Genomic DNA, 25,413 nt, shown 5'->3' with positions numbered 1-25,413 from the left:
GCGCTCCCTCGGGCAGCCGCCGCGTCCGCCCCCGGTGCGGCCCTACCGGCCGCACGGACCTTCCCGGGGCCGAACCCTATCCTTCCGCCGCGCCCGCCGGCGGCGCCGTCCGGGGCTCACCCGTTCCGCGCGGGCCGCGGACGGTCTCCGGCGGGGCGCGGCCGACCCGTGGCCGCGCGTGCCTACGGTACGGGAAATGCTCCATTCGCCCCGGAGGTCCCGTGCCCCGCACCCATCGGAAGAAGCCCGTTCGACCGGTCGAGACGGTCGAACCACCCAGCACGGCCCAGGTGGTGATCGCCGTCGCGGTCGTGACGGTTCTGGTGGGGGTCCTCGGATTCCTGTCCGGCTCCCCGGTGTGGCTGCTCGGCCTTCTCGTGTTCCTGCCCGGGGCGGCGTCGGCCCTGTGCACCGTGCGTCAGACGGGGTTCGTGTTCGCCTGGACCGTGCTCGTCGTCATCGGCACCATGTTCCTCCGGCACGGCGACGGGCGGCCGTGGCTCGACAGAACCCTCATGATGCTGCTCACCCTCGTCCTGGGCGCGGCCTCCGTCTACGCGTGCCACCGCCGTATCGGCCGCGAGCGGGAGACGCTGCGACTGCGCTCCACGGCGGTCGCGATGCAGCGTCACATCCTGCGCCCGCTGCCCATGCTCACCGACGACGTCCTGGTCGACGGCGTGTACGAGCCGGTGCAGGAGGACCGGCTCGTCGGCGGCGACATCTACGACGTGGTGGCCTCGCCGTGGGGGACCCGGGTGCTGATCGGTGACGTCCAGGGCAAGGGCCTGCCCGCGGTGGGCGCCGCGTTCGCCGTGATCGGCGCCTTCCGTGCGAGTGCCCACCGAGAACCCACCCTGACCGCGCTCGTCGACGCACTGGACGCCTCCGTCGTCCTGCACAACTCGTACGCGGCCCGGACCGGCGACGACGAACGGTTCGTCACGGCCCTGATCGTCAGCATCGACGCGCACGAGGAGGTGCAGGCCATCAACTGCGGACACGTCCTTCCGCACGTGCTGCACGACACCACCGTCACCACACCGGACCTCACCTCGGGCGTTCCCCTCGGCCTCGCCGAGCTGTCCGCCGACCCCGCGACCGTCGACTGGTTCGCCTTCCCGCGCGGCGCGACGCTCCTGCTCACCACCGACGGGCTCACCGAGACCCGCGCGTCCGACGGCACGTTCTTTCCCGTCACGGAGAGCCTCGCCCGGCACGTGTCGCTCCCCGCCACCGAGCTGCCGTCAGCCCTCCACAGCGACGCACGCGCGTTCGCCGGGGGCGAGGACCAGCACGACGACGTGGCGATCCTGTCCGTGCGGCGGTCCCCGTACCGCTGAGCCGGGCGCCGCGTCGTCCTCGCCTGTCTGCACTAATTCCGCGCGCGCCCGGGGCGGGGGGCCGGGAGGCTGTGGGCATATGCGCTCACGCCGGTGATCCGGCGAACGACGAAGAAGGTTCCTCCTGTGCGTCTGTACCGAATAGCGCTCTGGGCCGTCGTGCCCGTGACGCTTCCTCTGCTGGCCGCGCCCGCCGGAGTGCCGACGGCCCGCCACGCCCGCGACCGGGTCCACCAACCGCCGCTCTCCGCCGGGCGGTTCGAGGCGGCCACCCGCCCGACCCGGGGCGACCGGCCGTCCCCCGCGCTGGGGGCGCGGCCGATGGCGCCGCCCCGTGCGGCACCCCGGCCCGCCATCGTGCCGCGTGCCGGGTGGCGGCCCGACGAGACCAAGCGCGACCGCACCGCCCGGTACGCGGGCGGTGTCGGCGCGGTCTTCGTCCACCACACCGACACCCCCAACGACTACGACTGCGCGGACGTCCCCCGCACCCTGCGCAACCTCTACGACGGGCAGACCGGCGACCTGCACTGGGGCGACATGGGATACAACTTCCTGGTCGACCGGTGCGGCACCGTCTACGAGGGCCGGGCGGGCGGGGTCGACCGGGCCGTCATCGGCTCCCACACACTCGGCTTCAACCAGGGCACCACCGGGATCGCCGCCATCGGCACCTTCGGCCCCGGCGTCCCCGTCCCGGCCGCGATGGAACGCGCGATAGCCGCGCTCGCCGCCTGGAAGCTCGGCCTGGGCGGTGTCGATCCGCTGGGCAAGACGCGGCTCACCTCCACCAACAGCAACAGCCGCTATCCGAAGGGGACATCCACCTCCTTCGACGCGATATCCGGCCACCGCGACGGCTTCGCCACCAACTGCCCCGGCGAGGCGCTCTTCGCCCGGCTCCCCGCGATCCGCAGGCTCGCCGCCGAACTCCAGGCGGCTGCCGCGACCCGGCGCGCCGCCCTTCACCCCGTCGGTCCGGACAGCCCGAACGGTGCGCGGAAGAGCACGAAGTGACGGCACGTCAGGGCTGGGCCACGCGCAGTTCCCTCACCCCCGCGGGCCGGCGTTCGTCCGTCGAGGTGACCGTCAGCCGGATCCAGCGGGCCGGTTCCCCCGCCCGGTAGGGCCGCCAGCGGCGCTGGTCGGCCGAGACCTCCAGGCGGTACGCGGCCGGGCGCGGCTCCGCCCATTCCGGTACCGCCGAAGTCACCGCGGCCACCCGTCCCAGGTCCACCGTCAGCGCGCCCGTCCGGCCCGCCGGGGACCAGACGGTGGCGCGGCTGCCGTCCACCGCGGCGGCCGCGTACAGTCCGGGGGCCTCGGAGTCGGCCGTCGCGGGGCGGCAGCGGGCCGCGTCGTCCGTCGCCGCCAGGTCGGGCCGCCGGGTCGGCAGCGTCAGGGCGCCGCTCAGCAGGCGGGGGCCGGTGGGGGAGTGGACGGTGAAGGGGGCGCCGGAGGTCAGCCGGACCGTCGTCGTGCGCGGGCCGATCGCCACGTCGTACGTGCGCCCCTGGTAGCGCAGGCCGGTCAGGGTGACGCCGGGCGCCAGCTGCGGCGGCAGCAGCGGATCGAGCCGCACCCCGTCCTCCCTCAGCCGCAGCCCGGTCAGCCCGTGCGTGAAGACCTGGAGGAAGCCGCCCTTCCCGGTCAGGAAGTCCTCGGCGGGCGACCCCGACAGGGCGTCCTGCGCGCCCGCCTTGGCGCCCCTGGCCTCGCTGAACAGCGCGTACGGCTCCCGTACGAACGGGCGTACCGCGCGCTGGAGGTAGGTGTACGTCGCACAGCCCGGCTCCCCGATCGCGGCCGCGTCGATCGCGTGCACCGAATCGGTCATCGCCGGGCCGTCCGGGTCGGTGCGCTCGGCGTAGTGATCGAGGGTGGCCGCGGCGGCGCCCGGCTCCATCGGCCACTCCAGCGGGTAGATCAGCAGCACCGTGTCGGCCTGCTTGATCGTCGAGCCGTCGTACCCGGCGTACTGGAGGAAGAGCTTGCGGGCCGGGTCGTACGGGATGCGCAGCCCGTCCGCGACCCGCTGCCAGGCGGCCGGGGCGGGGCGGCCGAGCAGCCGGGCCGCGCGGGTGGCGTCGCGCAGGGAGGTGGCGGCGACCGCGTTGGTGTAGACGCCGTCGGTGACGCCGTTGCTGTACTCGTCGGGGCCCGCGACCTCCTTCAGCGAGTAGCCGCCACCGTCGTCGGCGGTGGCCCGGGAGACCCAGAAGTCGGCGGCCCCCGCCAGCAGCGGCCAGCCGTGCCGGGCGAGCCAGTCGCGGTCACCGGTCGCCAGGTAGTACTGCCAGACGGCCAGTGCCACGTCGCCCTGGAGGTGGATCTGGGTGACGCAGTGCGGCGGGTTCCAGCTCTGGCACTCGGACCACAGATCGCCCCGGCTCGCCCCGGTCCACGGGTGGAACAGGCCCTGGAACCCCAGCTTGCGGGCGTTCTCGCGGGCGGCGTCCCGGGTGCGGTAGCGGTACTCGACGACGGAGCGGGCCAGTTCGGGCCGGGTGGCCAGCAGCCCCGGGTACATCCAGATCTCGGCGTCCCAGAAAATCATGCCCGCGTAGTCGTCGCTGGTCAGACCGGCCGGGGCGACGCTGTCCCGGGAGCCGGGCCGGGTGGACGCCAGCAGTCCGTACTGGGCCGCCCGCAGCCACTTCTGGAGCTCGGGGTCGCCGGGGACGGAGATGTCGGCGGACCGGTCCCGTCGCCAGGCCGCCGCGTTCGCCGCGAGAACCCCGGACCAGCCGCGCCGGGCGGCCCGGCGGGCGGCGTCCCGTGCCGCGCCGCGCGGGTCGCGCGAGGTCAGCGTGGTGTCGACGCCGACGTACTTCTCGACGGTGTACGTGCGCCCGGCGCGCACCCGGTGCGTGCTCCGGGGCGCGAGCGCCGTCCCGGTTCCGCCGGAGCGCACTTCCTGGGCGATGGCGCCCCGGACCCCGGTGCCCCGGGTGCGGAAGGTGCCGTCCCCGGCGAGGTCGATCCGGCGCGCGCCGCGCGGGTCGAGCCGGGCGGTGACGGTCGCGATGCCGCTCCAGCGCGGGGTGAGGCTCAGTCGTACGGCGCCGGTGTGCACCGCGGACCGGTCGGTGAGCACTTCGTGGACGAGGTCGGTCGCGTGCCCGTCGGCCGTGGTCCAGCGCAGCGCGGTCCGCACCAGTCCGCAGCGGAGGAAGAGGGTCTGGCGGTAGTGCGAGATCCGGCCGGCCGGGGTGGCGGGGCCGTAGACCTCCCCGCCGACGCGCAGCTCCAGATCGGTCCAGGTGGGGAGTGCGGCGGCCACCTCGCGGCCCGCCGCCAGCGCCGGGTCGCGCCCGTACAGGCCGGAGACGAGGGCGCCGTCGTAGCGCGGGGTGTACAGCGGCCAGCCGGACTTCCCGCCCGGGACGGCGTACCCGGCCCCGACGGCGGGCACCCGGTGGCCCAGGTACCCGTTGCCGGTGTACGGGTCGTGACCGGCCGCCCGGCCGTACCCGGTGGAGGACGGTGCCCAGGCGGGGTCGGTGTCCCGGCCGCAGGCGGTGGGCGCCGGGGCGCCCGGCGACGCCGCCCGTGGCGCGGGGGCCGGGGCGGCGGCGAGCAGGGCGCCCGCGAGCAGCGGCACGCAGCAGGCGAGGGCGGTACGGCGGCGGATGCGCGGGAGGCTCACCGTACGACCGTAGGAAGCCGCCGCCGCCCGGTGGCGCGCGGCGCGCGGGGTGATCGGGCGACGGTGTGCCACCGGGCGGGTGGTGGTGGCCTCCCGCCGGCTGCCGGTGCTGTTTGTTCCCGGCGGTGGGTCAGGCGGCGGCGAGGCCGGTCTTCAGGCCCGCGCCGCACAGCGGGACGACGACGCTCCCGTCCGTCCAGCCGCCGACCGCCGCCCAGCAGGCGACGCCGGTCGTCTCGACGTAGAAGCCGCGCGCGGCCAGATCCAGCTGGGCGGCGCGGATCTCGTCCTCGGTCACCGTGAGGAAGGTGCCGCCCGACTCCCGGACCGCGGCCAGCACCGCGCGGGCGCGCGGCGGACGGGGGATCGCGATGCCCTCGGCGAGGGTGGCGGCGGCCGGCCCGGCCGGGGCGTCGGGCAGCCCGTCGGCGCCCGCCCGGAAGGCGGCGGCCAGCGGGGAGACGGCCTCGGCCTGGACGGCGATCAGCGCGGGCCGCCGGTCGATCAGCCCCCGGGCGTGCAGCTCGGCGGTGGCCAGGGCCGCGCCCAGCAGCAGGGTGCCGTTGCCGACCGGCACGGCGAGGGCGTCCGGCAGCCGCCCGCCGAGGTCCTCCCACAGCTCGTACACATAGGTCTTCGTCCCGTGCAGGAAGAACGGGTTGAAGACGTGCGAGGCGTAGAAGGTGCCGGGGACGTCGGCGGCGGCGCGGGCGGCGGCCGCGGCCGCCTCTCGGTCGCCGGGGACGATCTCCAGGCGGGCGCCGTGGGCCCGGATCTGCTCGGTCTTCTTCGCGGAGGTGCCCTCGGGGACGTACACCGTGCAGGGCAGCGAGGCACGCGCGCAGTACGCGGCGACGGCCGTCCCCGCGTTGCCGCTGCTGTCCGCGACGACGCGCTCCGGCGCCAGACGACGGGCCAGCTCGGCGAGCATCACCGCGCCCCGGTCCTTGAACGAGAGCGTCGGCATCAGGAAGTCGAGTTTGGCCGAGACCGTTCCCGTGAGCGGGACGAGCGGGGTGCGCCCCTCGCCGAGGCTCGTCGCGGGCGCGGAGAGCGGCAGCACCTCCTCGTAACGCCACAGTGAATTGACGCGGCCCGCGAGGGAGTCGGGCGAGAGCGCGCCGGAGGGCTCGAACGCGAGGTCCCAGGGGCCGCGGCAGACCGGACAGCACCAGGTGAGAGCGGTGGTGTCGGCGCGGGTGCCGTCCTGCGGGCAGATGTATGCGGGCATGCGGTCAGCATGTCAGCCGTATGACCGCCCCGTGGCGAAGGTATTGCGGAGCCCAACGCACTCTTGTGCGATTCCCAAGGATCGGCCAATCTTTCGCTGTCGACGGGGACTTGGCGGCGCGGCGATCCGGTCCATCGGTTGTCATGCGCATGCCTGTCCCCGTTCCGGCGCAGCTCTGTCTCGACGCACGTGATCCCCCACCTGAGCACCGCAATCGAGGAGGCCCCCACATGTCAGTGACGCGTCACACCCCTCTGTCCCGCCGAAGAGTCGCCGCCGTGAGCGTGGTGGCGGGTGCGGCCCTCGCGCTGTCCGGCGCGGCCGTCTTCCCCGCCTCGGCGTCCGGCCCGGCCGCCGAGGGCCGGATCCTGAACGCCGGCGCCCCGGACACTGTCCGCGACAGCTACATCGTCACGCTCGACGCGTCGGCGGCCAGGGCGGGCTCCGCCGAGGGGCGGGCGCTCGCCAAGGAGTACGGCGCCAAGATCAGGAAGACCTACCGGGCCGCGCTCAACGGCTACTCGGTGGAGCTCTCCGAGGCCCAGGCGAAGAAGTTCGCCGCCGACCCGGCCGTCGAGTCCGTGGCGCAGAACCGGACCTTCCACGTCACCGGCACCCAGACCTCGCCGCCCTCCTGGGGTCTCGACCGGATCGACCAGAAGTCCCTTCCGCTGAACCAGAGCTACACCTATCCGGACCACGCCGGAGCGGGCGTCACCGCGTACATCATCGACACCGGTGTGCGGATCAGCCACAGCGACTTCGGCGGCCGGGCCTCCAACGGCTACGACGCCATCGACAACGACAACACCGCGCAGGACGGCCACGGCCACGGCACCCATGTGGCGGGCACCGTCGCCGGTACGTCGTACGGCGTGGCGAAGAAGGCGAAGATCGTCGCCGTCCGGGTCCTCGACAACAGCGGCTCCGGCACCACCGACCAGGTCGTCGCGGGCATCGACTGGGTGACCGCCAACGCGGTGAAGCCCGCGGTGGCCAACATGAGCCTGGGCGGCGGGGCGGACGCGGTGCTCGACGCCGCCGTACGCAAGTCCATCGCGTCCGGCGTGACCTACGCCGTCGCGGCGGGCAACGAGTCCACCGACGCCTCCACCAAGTCCCCGGCCCGCGTCGGCGAGGCCATCACGGTCGGCTCCACCACCAGCACCGACGCCCGCTCCAGTTTCTCCAACTACGGCAGCGTGGTGGACATCTTCGCCCCGGGCTCGTCGATCACGTCGACCTGGAACACGAGTGACAGCGCCACCAACACCATCTCGGGCACCTCGATGGCGAGCCCGCACGTGGCCGGTGCCGCCGCGCTCTACCTGGCCGACCACCCGGGCGACACCCCGGCGCAGGTCTCCGCCGGACTGGTCGCCGCCGCCAGCACCGGAGTGGTCACCAACCCGGGCACCGGCTCGCCGAACCGCCTGCTCAACGTCGGCACCGGCTCCACCACCCCGCCGACCGGCAAGAAGTTCGAGAGCACCACGAGCTACGCCATCGGCGACTACACCACCGTCGAATCGCCGATCACCGTCAGCGGCGTCGGCGGCAACGCCCCCGCCACGCTGAGCGTGCCGGTGGACATCACCCACACCTACAGCGGCGACCTGAAGATCGACCTGGTCGCGCCCAACGGTTCGGTCTACAACCTGAAGGCGTACGGGGTCGGCGGCAGCACCGACAACGTGAAGACCACCTACACGGTGAACGCGTCCGCCGTGGCGGCCGACGGCACCTGGAAGCTCCGGGTCAGCGACAACGCCGGCGGGGACACCGGACGGATCAACTCCTGGGGTCTGCAGTTCTGACCGCGGGGGTACCGGATCACCGCCCGCACGGGCACCGGTGAGGGAGCGCCCCTCGTGACGGGGCGCCCATGATGCGCGGAACGTGTGGGGCGGCTGCTTCGGCGGCCGCCCCACAGCCGTGCGGGGGACATCGGGGGCGTACGGCCCGAACCGGTCACGGCCGCGGTGAACCGGGGACGGGCGCCGCTCGTGCAGAGGACGGGAAGTCTCCGGGGTCGCCGAACGCGCACCCGAGGGGCGCGCGCCGGACGCGGGCGGGGCGCGGGCCGGATGCCGACGGGCGCGTGCGGGGGTGTCCGGGCATGCGCGGACGGCCAGGGAATCATCACTTCGGGTGAATCTCTGGCCCATGCTTGCGGTTCACAACCGACGGTTGTCAATCTGTTGCAGTCCGTCAACCTGTTGGGAGTGGCCTGTGGCTTTCGGTGAGCAGCCCGCGTATCTGCGCGTCGCAAGCGACCTGCGGGAGAAGATCGTCAACGGTTCGCTGGCGCCGCACACGCGCCTGCCTTCGCAGGCCCGCATCCGCCAGGAGTACGGCGTCTCGGACACGGTCGCGCTGGAGGCACGCAAGGTGCTGATGGCCGAGGGGCTGGTCGAGGGCCGTTCCGGTTCCGGCACGTATGTGCGCGAGCGGCCCGTTCCGCGGCGGATCGCCCGCTCCGGCTACCGCCCGGCGGCCGGCGCCAGCCCGTTCCGCCAGGAGCAGACGGCGGAGGGGGTGCACGGGACGTGGGAGTCCCGCAGTGAGCAGGAGGCGGCGAGCGCCGAGGTCGCCGGGCGCCTGGGCATCGAGCCGGGCGACCGGGTGATGCGGACGGCGTACGTCTTCCGCGAGGCGGGGGAGCCGATGATGCTCTCCACCTCCTGGGAGCCGCTCGCCGTGACCGGGCGCACGCCGGTGATGCTGCCGGAGGAGGGCCCGCTGGGCGGCTGCGGGGTGGTCGACCGGATGGCCGCGATCGACGTCGTCGTGGACAACGTGTCCGAGCAGGTCGGCGCGCGCCCGGGGCTGGCGGAGGAGCTCCTGGCGCTCGGCGGCGTGCCGGGCCATGTGGTGATGGTGATCGAGCGGACGTACTACGCCTCGGGCCGCGCGGTCGAGACGGCCGACGTGGTGGTGCCCGCCGACCGCTTCCGGGTCGCGTACCACCTCCCGGTCCGGTGAGCCGTCGGAGGCCGTGACCGATCGATTGTCATGGCCCGGACGCAAGGCGTCCCGAAGGTCCCCTCGGGGCCTCCTCGTACGCACCGCCAAGGGGCGCATCCAGCCGGATGCGCCCCTTCTGCCTGCGCTTCTCGGACTGATCGGTGTCTCTTTGTGTAATTACGTATTCGTTGCGTGAAGGTCAGGCGTACGCTCGCGCATATGCGTACTGCGGTTTCCTGGGGATCCTTAGTGAGGTGCACGATGTTCGTGGGAGGGGCACGATCCGGGGGAGGCGCGCGATGAGCGACAACCGCGCCACTCTGCCCTGGTTGGTCATACGGCAGGACGACAACGGCAATCGCTACCGCGTCGGCCACTTCGCCACGCAGGGGGAGGCCCAGGCGATCGCCGACAAGCTCGACGGCCGCGGGCACAAGCAGCTCTACTGGGTGGAGCGCGTCGAACGCGGCCCCCGCGCCTGACCCGCCCCGCCGTTTCCTCCCGCGCCCGCGTCCCCGCTCCCGTCCCGCCGTCCGCGACCCCGGCGTCCGCCGGAGGCGCGCCGCCTCGTTAGGGTCCTTGCGACCGGGCGGTACGAGCGAAGGCGGAGCGATGTCGGGCCTGATCGACACGGTGGCGTGGGTGCGGGTGGAGAACGGCAGGATCCTCTGCGCCCGATCGCGGGGGAAGGACGTGTTCTACATCCCCGGCGGCAAGCGCGAGGGCCGGGAGACCGACCTCCAGACGCTGTTGCGCGAGGTCGACGAGGAGCTGAGCGTGGCCATCCTGCCCGCCACGGTCTCCCCGAAGGGTACGTACGAGGCGCAGGCGCACGGCCATGCCGACGGCGTCCTCGTCCGCATGGCCTGTTACACCGCCGACTACGAGGGAACGCTGGCGGTCGGCAACGAGATCGAGGAGATGGCCTGGTTCTCCTACGCCGACCGGCCGCTCGTCCCGCCCGTCGACCAGCTGCTCTTCGACGACCTGAAGGCCGCGGGCGAGCTGAGCTGATCCGGCCCGGGCCCCGGGCGTGGGCCCGGTCGCCCGGCGGTCGGGTACGGGTCCGGAACCATGGCGGCGGCGCGTGTCGGAGGGCCGTGCGCCCTCCCCGCCCTGCTCACCTGTCCGTGTGCGCGGGCATACACCCGTACGCCCCACGTGCCGATCCTGGCGGTAATTTGTACCGATTATCGGGTATGTGAGGGTTAGTCCTTGCACACGGGACGTCCCCGCCGCTGGCCCTGGGAAGTGATCGGCGTGATCGACACCGAAGGCGACACCGCCGAGTGGACCTTCCCGGCCGAGCCGGGCGCCGCGCGATCCGCGCGGCACGCCGTCCACGGCGCGCTGAGGGACTGGGGGATCGACGGCTCGGTCGGGGACATGACGGTTCTGCTGGTCAGCGAGTTGGTCACCAACTCGATGCGGTATACATCCGGCCCCATTGGCGTACGGTTGGTCCGCCCCCGGTCCGACGGTGAAACCGCCGTCGCCCGTTCCGGCCTGCTGGTGGAGGTCTCCGATCCGCTTCCGGATCCCCCCACCGAACGTATGGCTGGGCCGGAGGACGAAGGGGGCAGGGGGCTCCAGCTGGTGGCGTGTTCCGCCCGGCGCTGGGGGACCCGCCGGGGAAAGAGCGGCAAGACCGTGTGGTTCGAGCTGGCTCTGCCTGGTTAGGAGTGGGGTGGGACGGACTGCGATCACGGCTCGGCCCGAAGCGGGCGGAAAGGGACTGAGACCGTGCTGTGATCGTGAACGCCGTGTCGGTTGAGGCCGGAGTGCTGAATACTGCGGGCAGGACCGGTCCGGTGTGTGAGCTGGAGGGGACGGTCGCGTGAGCGAAATACCTGGGACAGCGGGCGACATCATGTGGCAGAGCAGCCCGCCTGGCTCGATCTACGACTACATCAGGGTCGCCTCCTTCTCGATCGGCCCCGATGGCCGGATCGAGCAGTGGAGCCGCCGGGCAGCCGGCCTCTTCGGCATGGGCGCCGACAAGGCGGTCGGCATGGACCCGGTCGACGTCTTCATGCCCGCCTCGATGCACGCCGACGGGCGGCGCCGGGTCGCGGAGATCCTCGACGGCAAGGAGTGGACGGGCCTGGTCCCGTTCCGGATGCCGGGCGAGCGGGCCGCGCACGGGCTCGCCGAGATCTACGTGATGCCCAGTGAGACGGCGAGCGGGGAGCGGGGGGCGCTCTGCATCGTCGTGGACGTCCGGGCGCTGCGCCACATCGAGACGGACCTCGCGGCCTCGCAGGCCATCTTCGGCCAATCACCCTTCGGGTTCGTGCTGTTCGGCACGGACCTGGCGGTCCTCCGCGCCAACCAGCGGTTCGCCACCGTCTTCGGCGGCCGGGCCGAGGACCACCGCGGCCGCACCGTCGAGGACTACCTCTCCGGGCCCGAGGCCGACCGGCTCACCGCCACCATCCGGCGCGTCCTGGAGACCGGGGTCTCCGTCACCGACCTCCAGATCGTCGGCACCGCGCCCGGCGAACCGGGCAGCCGCCACTGGTCCATGAACCTGTACCGGGTGCACTCCGGCTCGGGCCGCCCCACCGGCGTCGCCGGGCTCGCCACCGATGTGACCCGCCGCCACATCGCCGCCCGCGAGGCCGCCAGCGCCCGCCGCAACCTGGCCCTGCTCAACGAGGCCAGCGCCCGCATCGGCAACTCCCTCGATCTGGAGACCACCGCCCGCGAACTCCTCGACGTGGCCGTGCCCGGCTTCTGCGACCTCGCCTCGGTCGACCTCTACCAGGGGCTGCTGACCGGTGACGACGCCCCGCCGGGGAGCTGGGACTCGCTCCGCCAGGAATCCGTCGGAGGCTCCGCCGAACTGCGCCGGGTCGCCCTGGCCAGCGCGGTCGCGGACGTACTGCCCGAGGACGACGCCGACACCGGAAGCCCCGAGCTGGGCTCGGTGCACCGCTTCGCGTTCAACTCGCCGTGCGCCGTGGCCCTGCGCACCGGCCGGGTCGAGGACGTGCCCGGCGACGACCGGGGCTTCGTCCAGTCCACCCTCGCCGTCCCGATGGTCGCCCACGACACCGTCGTCGGCCTCGTCCGGTTCTCCCGGACGAAGGGCAGCGAGCCGTTCGGCGAGCGGGACCGGGGGCTCGCCACCGAGCTGGCGGCCCGCGCCGCCGTCTGTATCGACAACGCCCGCCTCTACCGGCGCGAGCACGAGCGGGCCCTGATCCTCCAGCGCAGCCTGCTGCCGCCCGGCGACCCGGTCGCCGCGGGCCTCGACATCGCCTGTCGCTACCTCCCCGGCAACACCGCCACCGAGGTGGGCGGCGACTGGTTCGACGTGATCGAGCTGCCCGGCCACCGCACCGCGCTCGTCGTCGGCGACGTGATGGGCCGCGGACTGCGCGCCGCCGTCGCCATGGGCGAACTGCGCACCGCCGTACGGACCCTGGCCCTGCTGGACCTGGAGCCCGCCGAAGTGCTCGCCGCGCTCGACGAGGTGGCCCGGGGGCTCGGCACCCCCGGCGGGACCGCGTCCGGCGGCGGCTCCCAGTGGCCCTCCCGGGCCGCCCACAAGTCCCGCGAGGCCGACCTCTCCGAGGTCTACCTGGCGACCTGCGTCTACGCGGTCTACGACCCGGTCACCCGACGGTGCACCTTCGCCAACGCCGGCCATCTGCCGCCCGCCGTGGTCGAACCCGGCGGCCGGGCCCGGCTGCTCGACGTACCGCCCGGGATGCCGCTCGGCGTCGGCGGCGAACCCTTCGAGGAGGTCGAGGTCGACCTGAAGGAGGGCGCGCTGCTCGCCCTCTACACGGACGGGCTCGTCGAATCCCGCGACCACCCGCTCGAAGAAGGGCTCGACGCCCTGCGCGGCGCGCTGGTCGAGGCGGAACGGCCGGTCGAGGAGCTCTGCGACCACGTACTGACCACGCTCGACACCCGGCACGGCGAGGACGACATCGCCCTGCTGATGGCCCGCATCCAGGGCCTGCCAGACGAGGCGGTCGGCGACTGGCGGCTGCCCCGTGAACCCCGCTCGGTGGGCCGCGCCCGCGAGCTGGCCCGCGACCGGCTGCTCGCCTGGGGCCTGGACGACCTGGTGGACACCACCGAACTGCTGGTCAGCGAGCTGGTCACCAACGCCCTGCGGTACGGGGAGGGCGAGATCAGGCTCCGGCTCCTGCGCGACCGCACCCTGGTCTGCGAGGTGTGGGACGCCGGGCTCGTCCAGCCCCGGCGCCGCCGGGCCCGCGACACCGACGAGGGCGGGCGCGGGCTCCAGCTCGTCGGACTGCTCAGCGTGGCCTGGGGATCGCGGCGGACCCCGCGCGGCAAGACCGTCTGGTTCGAACTGGCCCTGCCCGACGGCGAACCGGCCGTGGAGCTCTCCGTCGACCAGTTGCTGAGCATGTACTGAGCGGCCCGCGCGGGGGACGGGACGGCCCGGGTCAGGAGGAGGTCTTCAGCGCGGCCAGCCGGGCCTCGACCTCCGCGCTGTCGCCCAGGCTGTCCAACTGCTCGAACTGGGCGTCCAGCGACGAGGCGGCCAGCTCCTGCTTGCCCATCGCCCGCGCCTCCTCGCGCCGCACCTTGTCCTCGAACCGGCCGATCTCACTGGTCGGGTCGAGGACGTCGACGCTCTTCACCGCGTCCATCATGCGGTTCTGCGCCTCGGCGGACTTGGCGCGGGCCACCAGCTCGTCCCGCTTGGCCCGCAGCTCCGCCAGCTTCTCCTTCATCCGGTCCAGCCCGGACTTCAGCCGGTCCACCACCTCGGTCTGCGCGGCGATGACCGGCTCCGCGCCCTTCGCCTCCCGCTCCGAGCGGAGCTGGCGGCCGAGCGCCACCTTGGCCAGGGTGTCGAACCGGTCCGCCTCCGCCGCCGAGCCCGCCGCCCGCAGCTCGTCGGCCTTGCGGCTCGCGGCCAGGGCCTTGCCGCCCCACTCCCCGGCCGCCGCCACGTCCTCCCGGTGGTCCTGCTCCATCAGGCGGAGGTTCCCGATGGTCGCGGCGACCGCCTGCTCCGCCTCCGCGATGTTGGCGGTGTAGTCGCGGATCAGCTGGTCCAGCATCTTCTGCGGATCCTCGGCCTGGTCGAGCAGTGCGTTGATGTTGGCCTTCGCCAACTGGGTGACCCGGCCGAGAATGGTCTGCTTGGACATCGATGCCTCCTGGTCGTGAAGGGGAGTGGGTGATGCGTACGGGTTGGTCAGAACCGGCCGCCGCCCCCGCGCCGGCCCCGGGTGCCCCCGCCGCCGAAACTGCCCGGCCCGCCGCCCCCGCCGAAGCCGCCGTACCCCCCGCGGCCGCCGCCCCCGCCCAGCAGGCCGCCCAGGATGATCCCGCCGAGCACCGCGCCCCCGACCCCGCCGCCACTGGACGGGCCACCGCCCGGACCACCCGGCCCGCCGTACGACCGCACGTCGTGCTCCGCCAGCCGCCGGGCCTGCCCGGCCAGCGCGTCCGCCTGCTGCGCCTCGGCCAGCGCCGTCTGCGGGTCGGCGCCCGCACCGGCCAGCTCCCGGGACCGCTCCAGCCGCCGCTGGGCCTCCGCCAGCCGGGTGCGGGCCTGGCTGCCCACCGCCCCCCGGTTGGTGGTGATCAGATCGGCCGCGGCGGCGATCGAGGAACGGGCGGTGAGCGTCGCCCCGTCCAGCAGGGCGAGGGCCCGCCGGTCGCCCTCCTCCCGCTCCCGGGCCCCGGCCAGCGCGGTGTCCAGCGCCGTGTCCGCCTCCTCGACCCGGCGCAGCGCGTCGATCGGGTCGTACGGGCCGGTGCGCAGCTCCTCGCGCACCGCGTCCACCACCGCGCGGGCGCGGGCGATCCGGCCGCGCAGATCGGCGGTCGGCACCCCGGCCGCGGTGCCTTCGAGCAGCCCGCCCGCGTCGGCCAGATCGGTCTCGGTCTCGGCCAGCGCCCCGGGCAGCCGCTCCGCCGCCTCCGCCAGCTCCCGGGCGCGCCGGTCCACCGCGTCGACCAGCGTGGCCGCCTGGTCCACCCCGCCCTCACCGGCCCGGAGGTACACCGCGGCCGCCGACCGGTCCGCCGCGTCCAGCGACTGCCGGGCCCGGTTCAGGTTCGACGTGGCGAACAGCAGCCGGTCCTTGGCCAGTTCCAGGTCCTGGCCGGCCGCCGCCGAGGCGGCGGGCGCGTACCGCTCGCGCATCGCGATCAGCGTGGTCTCGGCGCCGGAGACCCGGCCGGCCAGGGTCCGGAACGCGGTCTCGGCCGCGGCCAGGGCCTGCGGGGCCTCGCGCTCCAGGGCGCGCAGCCGGTCGAAGTCCCCGGCCACGGCGTCGAGGCGGGCGCTCGCCTCCGCGCACCGGGCGAGGATCTCGCCCAGCATCAGGCGCCGGTCCTCGTCGTTCTCGGGGACGGCGTCGTCCAGCCGCTGGCGCACCCGGAACGCGGTGGTCAGCTCACCCTTGGCGAAGTCGACGGCCGAGGTGAACGGGGCCGCCGCCTCCTCGCCGAACTGGGCGGTGGCGAAGCCCAGTTCCTCCTCGCTGGTGCGGACCGCGTCGTCGGTCGCCACCAGCGCCTCCTTCGCCCGGGCGTCCAGCTCCGGCAGCGGCACGGGCGGCCCGCCCGGCCCGGCGGCCGGGCCCCAGCCCTTCGCGGCGGGCGTGGTGCGGGTCGTGCCGCGCTTCCTGCGCCGGACGTACGCGTAACCGGCCAGCCCCGCCACCCCGGCCACGACCACCAACGGGAGGACCAGACCGGCGGTGTCCGTGCCGCCGGAGCCGGTGCCGGGGTCGGCGGGGCCGGGGGTGAGGGACGGGACCGGCACCGGCTTCCCGGTCAGCACCGCCGAGTAGCCCTTCGCCGCGCCGATCGCGGCCCCCGCCCAGTCGTGCACCCGCAGCGCGGGCTCGATCGCGGTGGACGCCACGTCCCGCAGTTGGGCGTCGGTGAGCCGGGAGCCCTGGTCGACGGTGTAGGCGTACCGCCGGTCGTGGGTGGCGACGGCGAGCAGGACATCGTCCTGGCCGAGCCCGTTGAGGTCGGCCGTCGCATCGGCCCAGTCCTGCGCCGACCGGCCCGAGAAGTCCCGTACGTACACCACGAAGAGCTGGAGGCGGCGGTCGGCGTAGAGCCGGTCGAGCGCGGCCCGCACCTGGCCCGCGCGGTCGCCCAGCGCGTCGACCCGGTCGGTGACCTGCCCGTCCCGGGACAGCGTGACGGGCCCGTCGGCGTGGGCCGGACGCACGGCGGAAAGGGCCGGCCAGGCCACCGCCAGCAACACGGCGAGCAGCGCCCGGCCCGGCAGGGATATCCGGGTACGGCTCACGAGCGGCGTCACGTTTGTGAGGCTATGTCCACCCTCCGTCACCCGCGACCGGAGCCCGGCACCCGCACCGGACCGGTACGGGTGCCGGGCTCCCGCCGGGCAGGTCAGATGGAGAACCGCTCCATGGCCAGCAGCGGCCGCACCTTCGCACGGAAGCCGCCGGTCCGGAACGGGCGCTGGAGCAGGCCGGGGCGGAGCGCCTGGGCGAGGGCGGCGGCGATCATGCCCTGGTCGAGGGCGAGCAGGTAGTCGCTGACCCGGCCGGTGGAGACGTTGACCGAGTCCCGGAAGCCGAATCCGGGGTGGTACGCGCCGAAGTCGCGGTCGAGGGCGCGGAGGTTGGCGATCGCCTCGGCGGGCGCGTGGGGCAGCGCGAGGAAGGAGGCGTGCGGGGTGACCACCCCGTTGGTGAAGGCCGAGGCGGGCGGCAGCGGGGCGCCGTCGGTGGTGTAGGTGCGGTCGGTGTTGGAGGCGTAGCCGTCGACCTGCATGCCGATCGCGTCGACGCCGTACTCCTGGTAGCCGCCCTCGGGGATGTTGGCGGGCGAGAAGCCCCAGTAGCCGTACCCGGCCTCCGCCAGGCCGTGCTCGATGTGGCTGCGGACGTAGCGCTGGTGCGTCAGGCCCCAGGAGCGCGGCGACCACTCGGCCTCCGGCACGAAGAGCGGCACCATCAGGGCCTCGAACATCGACCCGCCCCAGGACGGCACCAGCTTCCGGCCCCGGTGGGTGTAGTGGCCCTGCCAGACGCGTACGCCGTTCATCGCGACGTAGGAGCCGTCCGGGTGCTGCTCCTGCTCGTGCTCGGGGAGCATGGTGCGCAGCAGGTGCCAGTAGTGGTCGGCGGGGAGCGAGCCGTCGGCGATGCCGAGGTAACTGGCCATGCGGGGCTCGGTGTTGAGGGCCCCGTAGTGGTGGCCGGTGGGCTCCTCGGTGTCGGGCCAGAAGCCGCCGCGCAGCTGGCCGGGGCCGGCGACCGGGTCGGCCGGATCGTACGGCGTGTAGTAGTAGGACCAGTCGGCGGTGGCCAGGATGCGGGCGATGCGGGGGCCGAGGGCGGGGCCGCGTCGGCGGCGATGCGCAGTCCGGTGATCAGCCAGGCGTTGTCCACGGAGGACAGGAAGGGGCGGACCGGGTCGCCGGTGCTGGGCCATTCGGTGATGACGGAGCCGTCGTGCGCGTCGTACCAGTTGAGCCAGAAGCCGTGGTGGCGCTCCAGCTTCTCGACGGCCCGCACGGTCTTCTCCAGGCGGCGCAGCATGGTGTCCTGGCCGATCACCCCGAGACCGGCGGCGGCCACGGTCGACCAGAGGCCGCAGCCGATGTTGGTGGGGGAGGTCTGACGGGACCGGACGGGGGCGCCGGGGCCGCTGACGTCGATCTTGTCGACGGCCAGACCGAAGTCGGTGGTCATGGCCTCGATCGAGCGGTACGTGTCGCGGAACCAGCGCAGCAGCAGCGGGGCGTGCGGGCCGCGCGCGGGCTGGGCGGCGCCCGCCGGGGTGGCGGCGAGCGCGCCCAGGGAGAGGGCCGCGGCCCCCGTTCCCGCTGCGGTGAGAAACGTACGACGGTCCATCAGATCCCCTCGGGAAGGCAACTGGGAGGACCCACCGACTGTGGGCGGTGGGCGGATTTCGTGCGTCGGTCGTGAGGTGCGGGCGCCGGGGCGCGGTGCCGGGTGAGGCACCCGGGCGGGCCGCCGGCCGTGAGCGGGGCCGGACACGGGCGGCGGCCGCGCGGGCGTACGGGAACCGGTGCCCGTCAGGTGCAGCCGGTTCCCGTACGGGTGGGAGCGGTCAGGTCGCTCCCGGTTCGGGGGCCCTCGCGGGCGTCAGGCGGTGGTGCGCGGCAGGGTGCGGGTGCGGCCCATCGCGCCGAGCCAGGAGGCGGACGGCTTGGGCAGCCGCTCGAAGGTCTCCGGGTCCCAGCCGACCAGGCCGAAGGTGGCCTTGTAGGTGCCCCACTCGTAGTTGTCCAGGGCGCTCCAGGCGAGGTATCCCCGGACGTTCAGACCGTCCTCGATCGCGGAGGCGACCTCGTTCAGGGCGCCGGTGTAGTAGTCGATCCGGCGCTGGTCGTCGTCGGTCGCGATGCCGTTCTCGGTGACGATCAGCGGGACGTCGTTGCCGAGGACCTCGGCGGTGTGGCGCAGCGCGTGGCCGACGGCGGTGGGGTAGTACTCCCAGGTGGTGAGGGTGCGCTCGACGTCGGCGGGGGCCGGTATCGGGCCCTCGGGGCCGATCTTGGTCCGGGTGTAGGACTGCACGCCGATCCAGTCGTCGCCGCGCGCGGCCTCGATGAAGACGTCCTCGCGCGGGTGGCGGTAGGCGGCGGTGACCTCCTCGGCGCCGGGGAGGGCCTGGTAGACCTGGTTGGCGATGGTCCAGCCGACCTTGATGTCCGGGTTGATCGCCCGGACGGCGGCGACGGCGGCGACGTGCGCGGCGATGACGGCGCCGGTGGTCTCGTCGTCCGGGGTGGGCAGACCGGCGGGCGGGAAGCTGTTGTCGCCGCGCTTGGCCTGGCCGGCCATGACGGCGATCATGTTCGGCTCGTTGATGGTGCAGACGTACTCGACGCCCTCGGCGATCACCGGCGCGCAGGCCGCCACGTACCGGGCGAAGAGCTCGACGGCGCCCTCGGCGGTCCAGCCGCCGCGCGCCTCGAACCACTGCGGAACGGTGAAGTGGTGCAGGGTGATCATGGGGCGCAGGCCGCGCGCGATCGCGCCGTCCACCATGCGGCGGTAGTGGGCGAGCTCGGCGCGGGAGAAGGTGCCCTCGACCGGCTCGATGCGGGCCCACTCGATGGAGAACCGGTAGTCGGTGAAGCCCAGCGAGGCGAGGATGTCCATGTCCTCGTCCCAGCGGTGGTAGCTGTCGGCGGCGTCCAGGCTGGGCTCGGCGATGTGGGTGCCCTCGGCGTGCTCCTTGACCCACCAGTCGCAGTTGGTGTTGTTGCCCTCGATCTGGTGGGCGGCCGTGGAGGCGCCCCACAGGAAGTGGTCGGGGAACGGGACCTGGGTGTGCGTCATCGCGGACTGTCTTTCTGGTGAGGAAGGGGTGTGACCGCGGGTGCGGGCCGCGGCCTCGTACGTTTCGGTGGGGCGCCGTGCTCGTCGGCGGCCGGGCTACTTCATGCCCGCGGTGGCGATGCCCTGGGTGAAGTGCCGCTGGAGCGCGATGAACAGGACCACCACGGGCAGGACGACCAGCAGGGAGCCGGCCATCAGCATGCCGTTGGAGCCGCCCGCCTTGTTGGGGTCGGTGGCGAAGGTGGCCAGGGCGACCGGCAGGGTGTACTTGTCCGGGTCGTTGGTCGCGATGAGCGGCCAGACGAAGTTGTTCCAGGAGCCGAGGAAGGTGAAGATCGAGAGCGTCGCCAGCGCGGGCTTCACCAGCGGCATCACGATGCGCCAGAAGATGTACCACTCACCGGCGCCGTCCATCCGGGCCGCTTCCAGCAGCTCGTCCGGGATCGACTGCATGAACTGGCGCATCAGGAAGACCCCGAAGGCCCCGGCGGCGAACGGCAGCACCAGACCGGCGTACGTGTCGATCAGCTGCAACTTGCTCATCAGCACGAACAGCGGCAGCAGCATCAGGTTGCCGGGCACCATCAGGGCGCCGAGCACCAGGCCGAAGATCTTGTTGCGGCCGGCGAAGTTCAGCTTGGCCAGGGCGTAGCCCAGCATCGAGCAGAACACCAGGTTCGAGACGGTGACCAGCACCGCCACGATCAACGAGTTCATGAAGTACAGCGGCAGGTTCAGCTTGTCGAACAGCTCCCGGAAGCTGTCCAGGGTCCATTCGGTCGGCAGCCACACCGGCGGGCTGGCGGTCAGCTCCCGCTGCGTCTTGAACGCGGACAGCGCCATCCACAGGAAGGGCGCGGCCATGACCAGCAGGCCGGCCGATAGCAGGACGTAGACCAGGACGCGCTTGGGGCGGAGCCGCCCCGTACGGCCTTCGGGCTTCTTCACGGGCGGAGCGGGGACGGCGCCCGGTGCACTGGTGGCGCTCATTTCGTGTTGTCCTTCAGCAGTCGGAGCTGGAGCACCGTGATGCCCATGATCACCACGAAGAGGACGTACGCCATGGCGCTCGCGTAGCCCATGTGGAAGAAGTTGAAGCCCTCGCGGTACATGTTCAGCGAGACGGTGAGGGTGGAGTCCGAGGGACCGCCCTGGGTCATCACGAACGGCTCCTCGAAGACGTTGAGGTAGCCGATGGTCGTGATCACCGTGGCGTAGAGCAGGGTGGGCCGCAGCAGCGGCACCGTGATCCCCCTGAACTCCTGCCAGGCGCCGGCCCCGTCCAGCCGGGCGGCCTCCCGCACCTCGGTGGGGATGGCCTGGAGGCCGGCGATGAGGAGCACCATGACCGTGCCGAGGTTCCGCCAGACCGCCATCGCGATCATCGACGGCATGGCGAGCGCCTCGGAGCCCAGGAAGTCGGGCGCGGTGAGCCCCACCTCCGAGAAGAGCCCCGCGACCAGGCCGTCGCTCGGGTCGAGCACGAACCGCCAGACCACGGCGACCGCGACGATCGTCGTGACCACCGGGGTGTAGAAGCCGACGCGGAAGAAGGTCCGCGCCCGGTCGATGCCGTTGTTCAGCAGCACGGCGACGACCAGCCCGAGGAAGAGCGTCAGCGGAACGCCGATCACCACGAAGTACGCCGTGTTGAACAGCGACTTGAGGAACCTCTCGTCGCCGAACAGCTTGGTGTAGTTGTCGAGGCCGATGAAGTTCGCGTCCATCGGGTGCGTCACGTTGCGCAGCCCGAAGTCGGTGAAGCTCATCACCAGCGTGGCGATGATCGGGAACGCCATGAAGACGAGGAAGAGCACGAGGAAGGGGGTGGAGAACAGCCAGCCGGCCACGTTCTGCACGCCCATCGACTTGCGTCGGCGGCCCTTGGGCCCGGCGGCCGGGGGCGTGGTGGGTGCCCCCGGCCCGGCCTGCGCCTCGGCCGCCCGTGCGGCCTTTGCGGTCATGGTGCGCATGACTCCTACTTCACGAGGCCTTCGATCTCGGACTGGGCGGTCTTCAGCGCGTCCTCGGCGGACGCCTTGCCCTGGGTGACCTTGGCGATGGCCAGGTCGACCTTGTCCGTGATCTCCGTCCAGTTGGACAGCGACGGGGAGGACTTGGCGGTGTCCATCTGCTTCTTGAAGACCTGGAGGTCGGCGTCACCGGCGAGGTCGCCGGAGGTCCAGGCGGCGGTGTTGGCCGGGAGGTCCTTGGTGCGCTTGTACCAGTCGGCCTGGCCCTTGGTGTCGGTCAGGTACTTGATGAACTCCTTGGCGGCGGCCTTGTGCTCACTGTCCTTGGAGATCACCAGGGAGGAGCCGCCGGCCATCGAGACCGAGGACTTGTCGGCGGGCACGTTGGCCACCGCCCACTTGCCCTTGAGCTGCGGCTGGCCCTCGTTCAGCAGGGTGACGTGCCAGGGGCCGCCGAAGAACATCGGGACCCGGCCGTTGCCGAAGTCCTTGACCACGTCGTAGCCGGGCTGCACGGACTTGTTGGACAGGCCCTTGTCGAAGTACGAGCCGTACTCCTTGAGCGCCCTGACGGCCTCGGGGCTGTCGATGACGGCCTTGCCCTGGTCGTCGAGGATCTCGCCGCCGGCCGAGTACAGGAAGGAGTAGAAGTTCTGCACCGTGTCCAGGCCGCTGGGCTGGATGGACAGGCCCCACTTGGTCCCGGCCTTCTTCTGGTAGGCCGTGGCGAGGTCCTGCATCTCCTTCCAGTTGGTCGGAGCCTTGGTGATCCCGGCCTTCTCGGCCAGGTCGGTGCGGTAGTAGAGGACGCGGGTGTCGACGTACCACGGCACGCCGTACGCCTGGCCGTCCACCTCGCCCTGCTTCCAGCCGGAGGCGAAGTAGTCCTTCTCGTCGAAGGTCTTGGTGTCGACCGGCTCCAGAACACCCAGCTCGGCGAACTCGCCCATGTAGCTGCCGCCCATCTGCGCCACGTCCGGCAGGGTGCCGGCGGCGGCCGCGGAGACCAGCTTCTGGTGGGCGACGTCCCAGCCGACCGGGGTCACCTTCACGGTGATGTTCGGGTTGGCCTTCGTGTACTCCTTGGCCACATCCGTGAGCTTCTCGCCCTCGGCCCCCATGGCCCAGACGGTGATCGTCTGCTTCTTGTCCGCCGCGACGTCGTCGCCGCCGGAGCTGCCGCACGCGGTGAGACCGAGAGCGAGCGCGGCCGTGGCTGCGATGCCGATCGTGGCGTTTCTGGCGGTGCGGGACATGGAGGGCTCCTCCTTGAGCAATCCGAATGTATGCGCTGCCTGTAAGCGCATACATCACTCTGCGGCAGAGATTCGGGAATCCGCAAGAGGGTGCTGGGTCACACTCGTGCAACGTGCCGGACACCTGGACGTCTCATCGGTGCCGACCGGGACGCGGCAAGTGTGTCATTTGTGCGCTTGGGGGATGTGTGACCTATTTCGCTCGCCGGGCGGCGACGGGTGCCGGCCGGGGCGTCCCGAAGGGGGCTATACGGTCGTGACCATGGCTGATTTCGTGCATGACTTCCCCTTCGATCCGCGGTACGACCACACGCTCCCGGAGCTGCTGGAGGTGCCCGCCCCCGCAGGTCCGGACGATTTCGACGCCTTTTGGCGGGATCGTCACGCCGAGGCCCGCGAGGTCGCCACGGAGCCGGAGATCGGTCCGCTGGAGGAGGAGCGCGACGGGGTGCGCATCCACGGTGTGACCTTCACCTCGGTCGGCGGCGTGCGGATCGGCGGGTGGCTGGCGCTGCCCGTCGACGGGCCCGCCGGGCACGGCTTCGTCATCGGGCACGGCTACGGCGGCCGTGAGGCGGCCGGCCCCGAGGTGCCGCTGCCGCTGCCCCGGTCCGCGGCGATCCTGCCCTGCGTACGGGGCATGAAGGACCGCGGCCTGGTGCCCGGCATCCCGGACGTCTCCAGCGGCCACGTGCTGCACGGAATAGCCGACCGCGACACCTACGTCATCGGCGACTGCGTCGCGGACCTCTGGTGCGCGGCCTCGGCCCTGGCGGAGCTGGTGCCGGGACTCACCCCGCAGGAGGGCGGCCCCGGCCTCGGCTACTACGGGGAGAGCTTCGGCGGCGGGCTGGGCGCGCTGGCGCTGCCCTGGGACGACCGGTTCCGGGCCGGACAGCTCACCGTGCCGACCTTCGGCAACCACCCGCTCCGGCTCACCCTGCCCTGCATCGGCAGCGGCGAGGCGGTACGCGGTTACCGCGTCGAGCACCCCGAGGTCACCGAGGTGCTGCCGTACTTCGACGCCGCCACCGCCGCGACCCGGCTGGAGCTGCCCGTGCTGGTGGCCGCGGCGCTCTTCGACCCCTCGGTGCCGCCGCCGGGACAGTTCGCCGTGTACAACGCGCTGGCCGGGGAGCGCGAGCTCCAGGTGATGGACGCGGGCCACTTCGCGTACGAGGGCACGGCCGCCGACGTGGCGGAGCTCCAGGCCGCCCGCGGCCGGTTCTTCGGGAAGTGGCTGACCGCGTAGGCACGCCGGGGCCGCCGTGGCGGGCCCGGACCCGCGCGGGGGCGGTGGCCTCCGTCAGCCGCAGCCGCAGCTGGCGCGGCGGGCCTGGGAGACCGGGAGCATCAGCGAGACCGGCTCCCGGTCCCGTTCGGCCAGCCGCTGCACCAGCAGCTCCACCGCCTGCTCGCCGAGCCGGCGGATCGGCTGGCGCACCGTCGTCAGCGACGGCGTCACGATCCGGCTCAGCGGGATCCCGTCGAAGCCGGTGACCGCGACGTCCTCGGGCACCCGCACCCCGCGCCGGGCCAGCGCGCGCAGTGCGCCCACCGCCATCTGGTCGTTGGCGAAGAGCATCCCCTGCGGCCGCTCGCCGGGCCGGTCGAGCAGCGCCTCCGCGGCCCGCGCCCCCTCGGCCTGCGTCATCATCGCGATCCGCAGATCGGGCGCCTCGGGCACCGGCAGCCCGGCGTCGGCGCACGCCTGCCGGAAGCCCAGGAACCGCGCCTCGGCGTCCGGCGAGTCCGTCTCGCCGCCGACGAAGGCGAGCCGGCGCAGCCCGTGGTCCTCGATCAGGTGGCGGGTCAGCTCGCGCTCGCCGTCCGTGTTGGCCACGACGATGTGGTCGAGGTGGTCTATCTCGCGGGGACCGGCCAGCATCACCACCGGGAGCCGGCGCGACAGCACGTCCAGGTCCTCGGTCGGCACGGTCCGCGCCATCACGGCGAAGCCGTCGACCCGTCCGGCGACCTTCGCGACGAGGTCCTCCGTACCGCCGTCCAGCAGGGCGGCGATCAGCAGCGCGTAGCCGTGCCGCCGGGCCGCGCGCTCCATGCCGCGGATGATCTGGTCGGAGTAGAGCATCACCGCATCGTCGGCGTCGCTGTCCTCCGCCTCCGCCTCGGCCTCGGGGTCGGCGTAGTCCGGGAAGCAGAGGCCGAGCACCCCGGTGGTCCGGCTGGCCAGGCCCCGGGCGTTCCCGCTGGGGACGTAGCCCAGCGCGCGGGCGGCCTCCAGGACCCGCTCCCGGGTCTGCGCGCGCACCGAGTCCGGGGTGCGGTAGACCCGCGAGACCGTGGCGATGGAGACGCCCGCCCGTTCGGCGACGTCGTACACCGTGGGCGCGCTCACTCGACCGACCGCCCGCTGTTCGTGCTGTGCCGAAGCACCAGTTGTTCCATGGACCGACCCTTTTCTGAAAGCGCATTCACCCTAGGTCCCCGGCCGCTCGGCGAGCAAGGTCGTCCGGCGGGGTCCCGCCACGACGGCCGCATCCGTACGGGGCGGCGGGCCGTGCGGATGCGGCCGGGGCCGCCTCCGCTGCGCCGCACGGGTGAGCTTCGCGGGCGGCGGCGCCGTGTCTGCGCCGCCGCCCGGGCACGGGCGCATTCAGTAGACGGACCAATCAGTGTGATCATCTGCAAATGCCACCAAGAGCGCCCCATCCGGCCCCCCGCTG

General features: G+C 73.1%; 18 protein-coding genes and 1 pseudogene. 9 read left to right on the top strand and 10 right to left on the bottom strand.

Features of this window, described 5'->3' with window-relative positions; translation table 11 throughout:
- Positions 1-221 precede the first annotated feature (221 nt).
- Both ACWC97_RS06760 and ACWC97_RS06755 read left to right on the top strand, forming a co-directional pair.
- Entirely contained in the window at positions 222-1,343 is a 1,122-nt protein-coding gene (locus tag ACWC97_RS06760) for a PP2C family protein-serine/threonine phosphatase (RefSeq protein ID WP_450647827.1), read from the top strand.
- 126 nt (positions 1,344-1,469) lie between these two features.
- Complete coding sequence (locus ACWC97_RS06755; protein ID WP_352273328.1) at positions 1,470-2,360, top strand: peptidoglycan recognition protein family protein; 891 nt, start codon at positions 1,470-1,472, stop codon at positions 2,358-2,360.
- Between the two features lie 7 nt (positions 2,361-2,367).
- Here the strand turns inward: ACWC97_RS06755 and ACWC97_RS06750 are convergent, their stop codons facing one another.
- Entirely contained in the window at positions 2,368-4,992 is a 2,625-nt protein-coding gene (locus ACWC97_RS06750) for a glycosyl hydrolase family 65 protein (protein ID WP_450647825.1), read from the bottom strand.
- Positions 4,993-5,122: 130 nt separating this feature from the next.
- The gene (locus ACWC97_RS06745) at positions 5,123-6,223 is read right to left on the bottom strand and encodes a threonine synthase (RefSeq protein WP_450647823.1); all 1,101 of its coding nucleotides are present in this window, start codon (positions 6,221-6,223) and stop codon (positions 5,123-5,125) included.
- Between the two features lie 230 nt (positions 6,224-6,453).
- Here ACWC97_RS06745 and ACWC97_RS06740 point away from each other — a divergent pair, with 230 nt between their 5' ends.
- The 6 genes from ACWC97_RS06740 (at position 6,454) to ACWC97_RS06715 (ending at position 13,589) form a co-directional block, all read left to right on the top strand.
- Positions 6,454-8,040, top strand: coding sequence for a S8 family peptidase (locus ACWC97_RS06740; RefSeq protein ID WP_450647821.1), 1,587 nt, complete (start codon positions 6,454-6,456; stop codon positions 8,038-8,040).
- A 415-nt stretch (positions 8,041-8,455) separates the two neighbouring features.
- A complete protein-coding gene (locus ACWC97_RS06735) occupies positions 8,456-9,208 on the top strand; it encodes a GntR family transcriptional regulator (protein WP_352273324.1) in 753 nt (250 codons plus the stop codon).
- 281 nt (positions 9,209-9,489) lie between these two features.
- A complete protein-coding gene (locus ACWC97_RS06730; RefSeq protein ID WP_352273323.1) occupies positions 9,490-9,672 on the top strand; it encodes an SPOR domain-containing protein in 183 nt (60 codons plus the stop codon).
- 130 nt (positions 9,673-9,802) lie between these two features.
- Positions 9,803-10,204 (top strand): NUDIX hydrolase, encoded by a 402-nt coding sequence (locus tag ACWC97_RS06725; protein WP_352273322.1) that lies wholly within the window; start codon positions 9,803-9,805, stop codon positions 10,202-10,204.
- A 237-nt stretch (positions 10,205-10,441) separates the two neighbouring features.
- The gene (locus tag ACWC97_RS06720; protein WP_352273619.1) at positions 10,442-10,870 is read left to right on the top strand and encodes an ATP-binding protein; all 429 of its coding nucleotides are present in this window, start codon (positions 10,442-10,444) and stop codon (positions 10,868-10,870) included.
- A gap of 190 nt (positions 10,871-11,060) precedes the next feature.
- Complete coding sequence (locus tag ACWC97_RS06715) at positions 11,061-13,589, top strand: SpoIIE family protein phosphatase (protein ID WP_352273618.1); 2,529 nt, start codon at positions 11,061-11,063, stop codon at positions 13,587-13,589.
- 31 nt (positions 13,590-13,620) lie between these two features.
- Here ACWC97_RS06715 and ACWC97_RS06710 read toward each other — a convergent pair whose 3' ends face one another.
- The 7 genes and pseudogenes from ACWC97_RS06710 to ACWC97_RS06680 all read right to left on the bottom strand — a co-directional run bounded on the left by ACWC97_RS06710 (position 13,621) and on the right by ACWC97_RS06680 (position 22,726).
- Positions 13,621-14,334, bottom strand: coding sequence for a PspA/IM30 family protein (locus ACWC97_RS06710; protein WP_352273321.1), 714 nt, complete (start codon positions 14,332-14,334; stop codon positions 13,621-13,623).
- Positions 14,335-14,381: 47 nt separating this feature from the next.
- Positions 14,382-16,463 carry a TPM domain-containing protein gene (locus ACWC97_RS06705; RefSeq protein ID WP_450648193.1) on the bottom strand — a complete coding sequence of 694 codons (2,082 nt, stop codon included), beginning with the start codon at positions 16,461-16,463 and terminating at the stop codon, positions 14,382-14,384.
- A gap of 104 nt (positions 16,464-16,567) precedes the next feature.
- A pseudogene (locus tag ACWC97_RS06700) lies at positions 16,568-18,039 on the bottom strand (glucoamylase family protein).
- A 255-nt stretch (positions 18,040-18,294) separates the two neighbouring features.
- Positions 18,295-19,497: a glycoside hydrolase family 1 protein gene (locus ACWC97_RS06695; RefSeq protein ID WP_385214154.1), complete on the bottom strand. Its 1,203-nt coding sequence runs from the start codon at positions 19,495-19,497 to the stop codon at positions 18,295-18,297.
- Between the two features lie 96 nt (positions 19,498-19,593).
- Entirely contained in the window at positions 19,594-20,487 is an 894-nt protein-coding gene (locus ACWC97_RS06690; protein ID WP_450647817.1) for a carbohydrate ABC transporter permease, read from the bottom strand.
- Positions 20,484-21,470 carry a carbohydrate ABC transporter permease gene (locus ACWC97_RS06685; RefSeq protein ID WP_352273317.1) on the bottom strand — a complete coding sequence of 329 codons (987 nt, stop codon included), beginning with the start codon at positions 21,468-21,470 and terminating at the stop codon, positions 20,484-20,486. Before ACWC97_RS06685 ends, ACWC97_RS06690 begins: the two co-directional genes overlap by 4 nt.
- 5 nt (positions 21,471-21,475) lie before the next feature.
- Positions 21,476-22,726, bottom strand: coding sequence for a sugar ABC transporter substrate-binding protein (locus tag ACWC97_RS06680; protein ID WP_352273316.1), 1,251 nt, complete (start codon positions 22,724-22,726; stop codon positions 21,476-21,478).
- 262 nt (positions 22,727-22,988) lie between these two features.
- Between ACWC97_RS06680 and ACWC97_RS06675 the strand changes: the two genes are divergently transcribed.
- On the top strand, positions 22,989-23,978 hold the full coding sequence (locus ACWC97_RS06675; RefSeq protein ID WP_352273315.1) for an acetylxylan esterase: 990 nt from the start codon (positions 22,989-22,991) through the stop codon (positions 23,976-23,978).
- A 54-nt stretch (positions 23,979-24,032) separates the two neighbouring features.
- Here ACWC97_RS06675 and ACWC97_RS06670 read toward each other — a convergent pair whose 3' ends face one another.
- Positions 24,033-25,085, bottom strand: a complete 1,053-nt coding sequence (locus ACWC97_RS06670) for a LacI family DNA-binding transcriptional regulator (protein WP_385214141.1) — start codon at positions 25,083-25,085, stop codon at positions 24,033-24,035.
- Positions 25,086-25,413: the final 328 nt, after the last annotated feature.

The sequence above is a fragment of the Streptomyces sp. NPDC001108 genome, assembly GCF_053598535.1.
This window is presented reverse-complemented; position numbering and strand designations above follow the sequence as displayed.

Coding starts and splice junctions, on each gene's coding strand:
- ACWC97_RS06745 (WP_450647823.1), bottom strand. CDS start 6,223: ATGCCCGCATACATCTGCCCGCAGGACGGCACCCGCGCCGACACCACC.
- ACWC97_RS06740 (WP_450647821.1), top strand. CDS start 6,454: ATGTCAGTGACGCGTCACACCCCTCTGTCCCGCCGAAGAGTCGCCGCC.
- ACWC97_RS06730 (WP_352273323.1), top strand. CDS start 9,490: ATGAGCGACAACCGCGCCACTCTGCCCTGGTTGGTCATACGGCAGGAC.
- ACWC97_RS06725 (WP_352273322.1), top strand. CDS start 9,803: ATGTCGGGCCTGATCGACACGGTGGCGTGGGTGCGGGTGGAGAACGGC.
- ACWC97_RS06715 (WP_352273618.1), top strand. CDS start 11,061: ATGTGGCAGAGCAGCCCGCCTGGCTCGATCTACGACTACATCAGGGTC.
- ACWC97_RS06710 (WP_352273321.1), bottom strand. CDS start 14,334: ATGTCCAAGCAGACCATTCTCGGCCGGGTCACCCAGTTGGCGAAGGCC.
- ACWC97_RS06695 (WP_385214154.1), bottom strand. CDS start 19,497: ATGACGCACACCCAGGTCCCGTTCCCCGACCACTTCCTGTGGGGCGCC.
- ACWC97_RS06690 (WP_450647817.1), bottom strand. CDS start 20,487: ATGAGCGCCACCAGTGCACCGGGCGCCGTCCCCGCTCCGCCCGTGAAG.
- ACWC97_RS06685 (WP_352273317.1), bottom strand. CDS start 21,470: ATGCGCACCATGACCGCAAAGGCCGCACGGGCGGCCGAGGCGCAGGCC.
- ACWC97_RS06680 (WP_352273316.1), bottom strand. CDS start 22,726: ATGTCCCGCACCGCCAGAAACGCCACGATCGGCATCGCAGCCACGGCC.
- ACWC97_RS06675 (WP_352273315.1), top strand. CDS start 22,989: ATGGCTGATTTCGTGCATGACTTCCCCTTCGATCCGCGGTACGACCAC.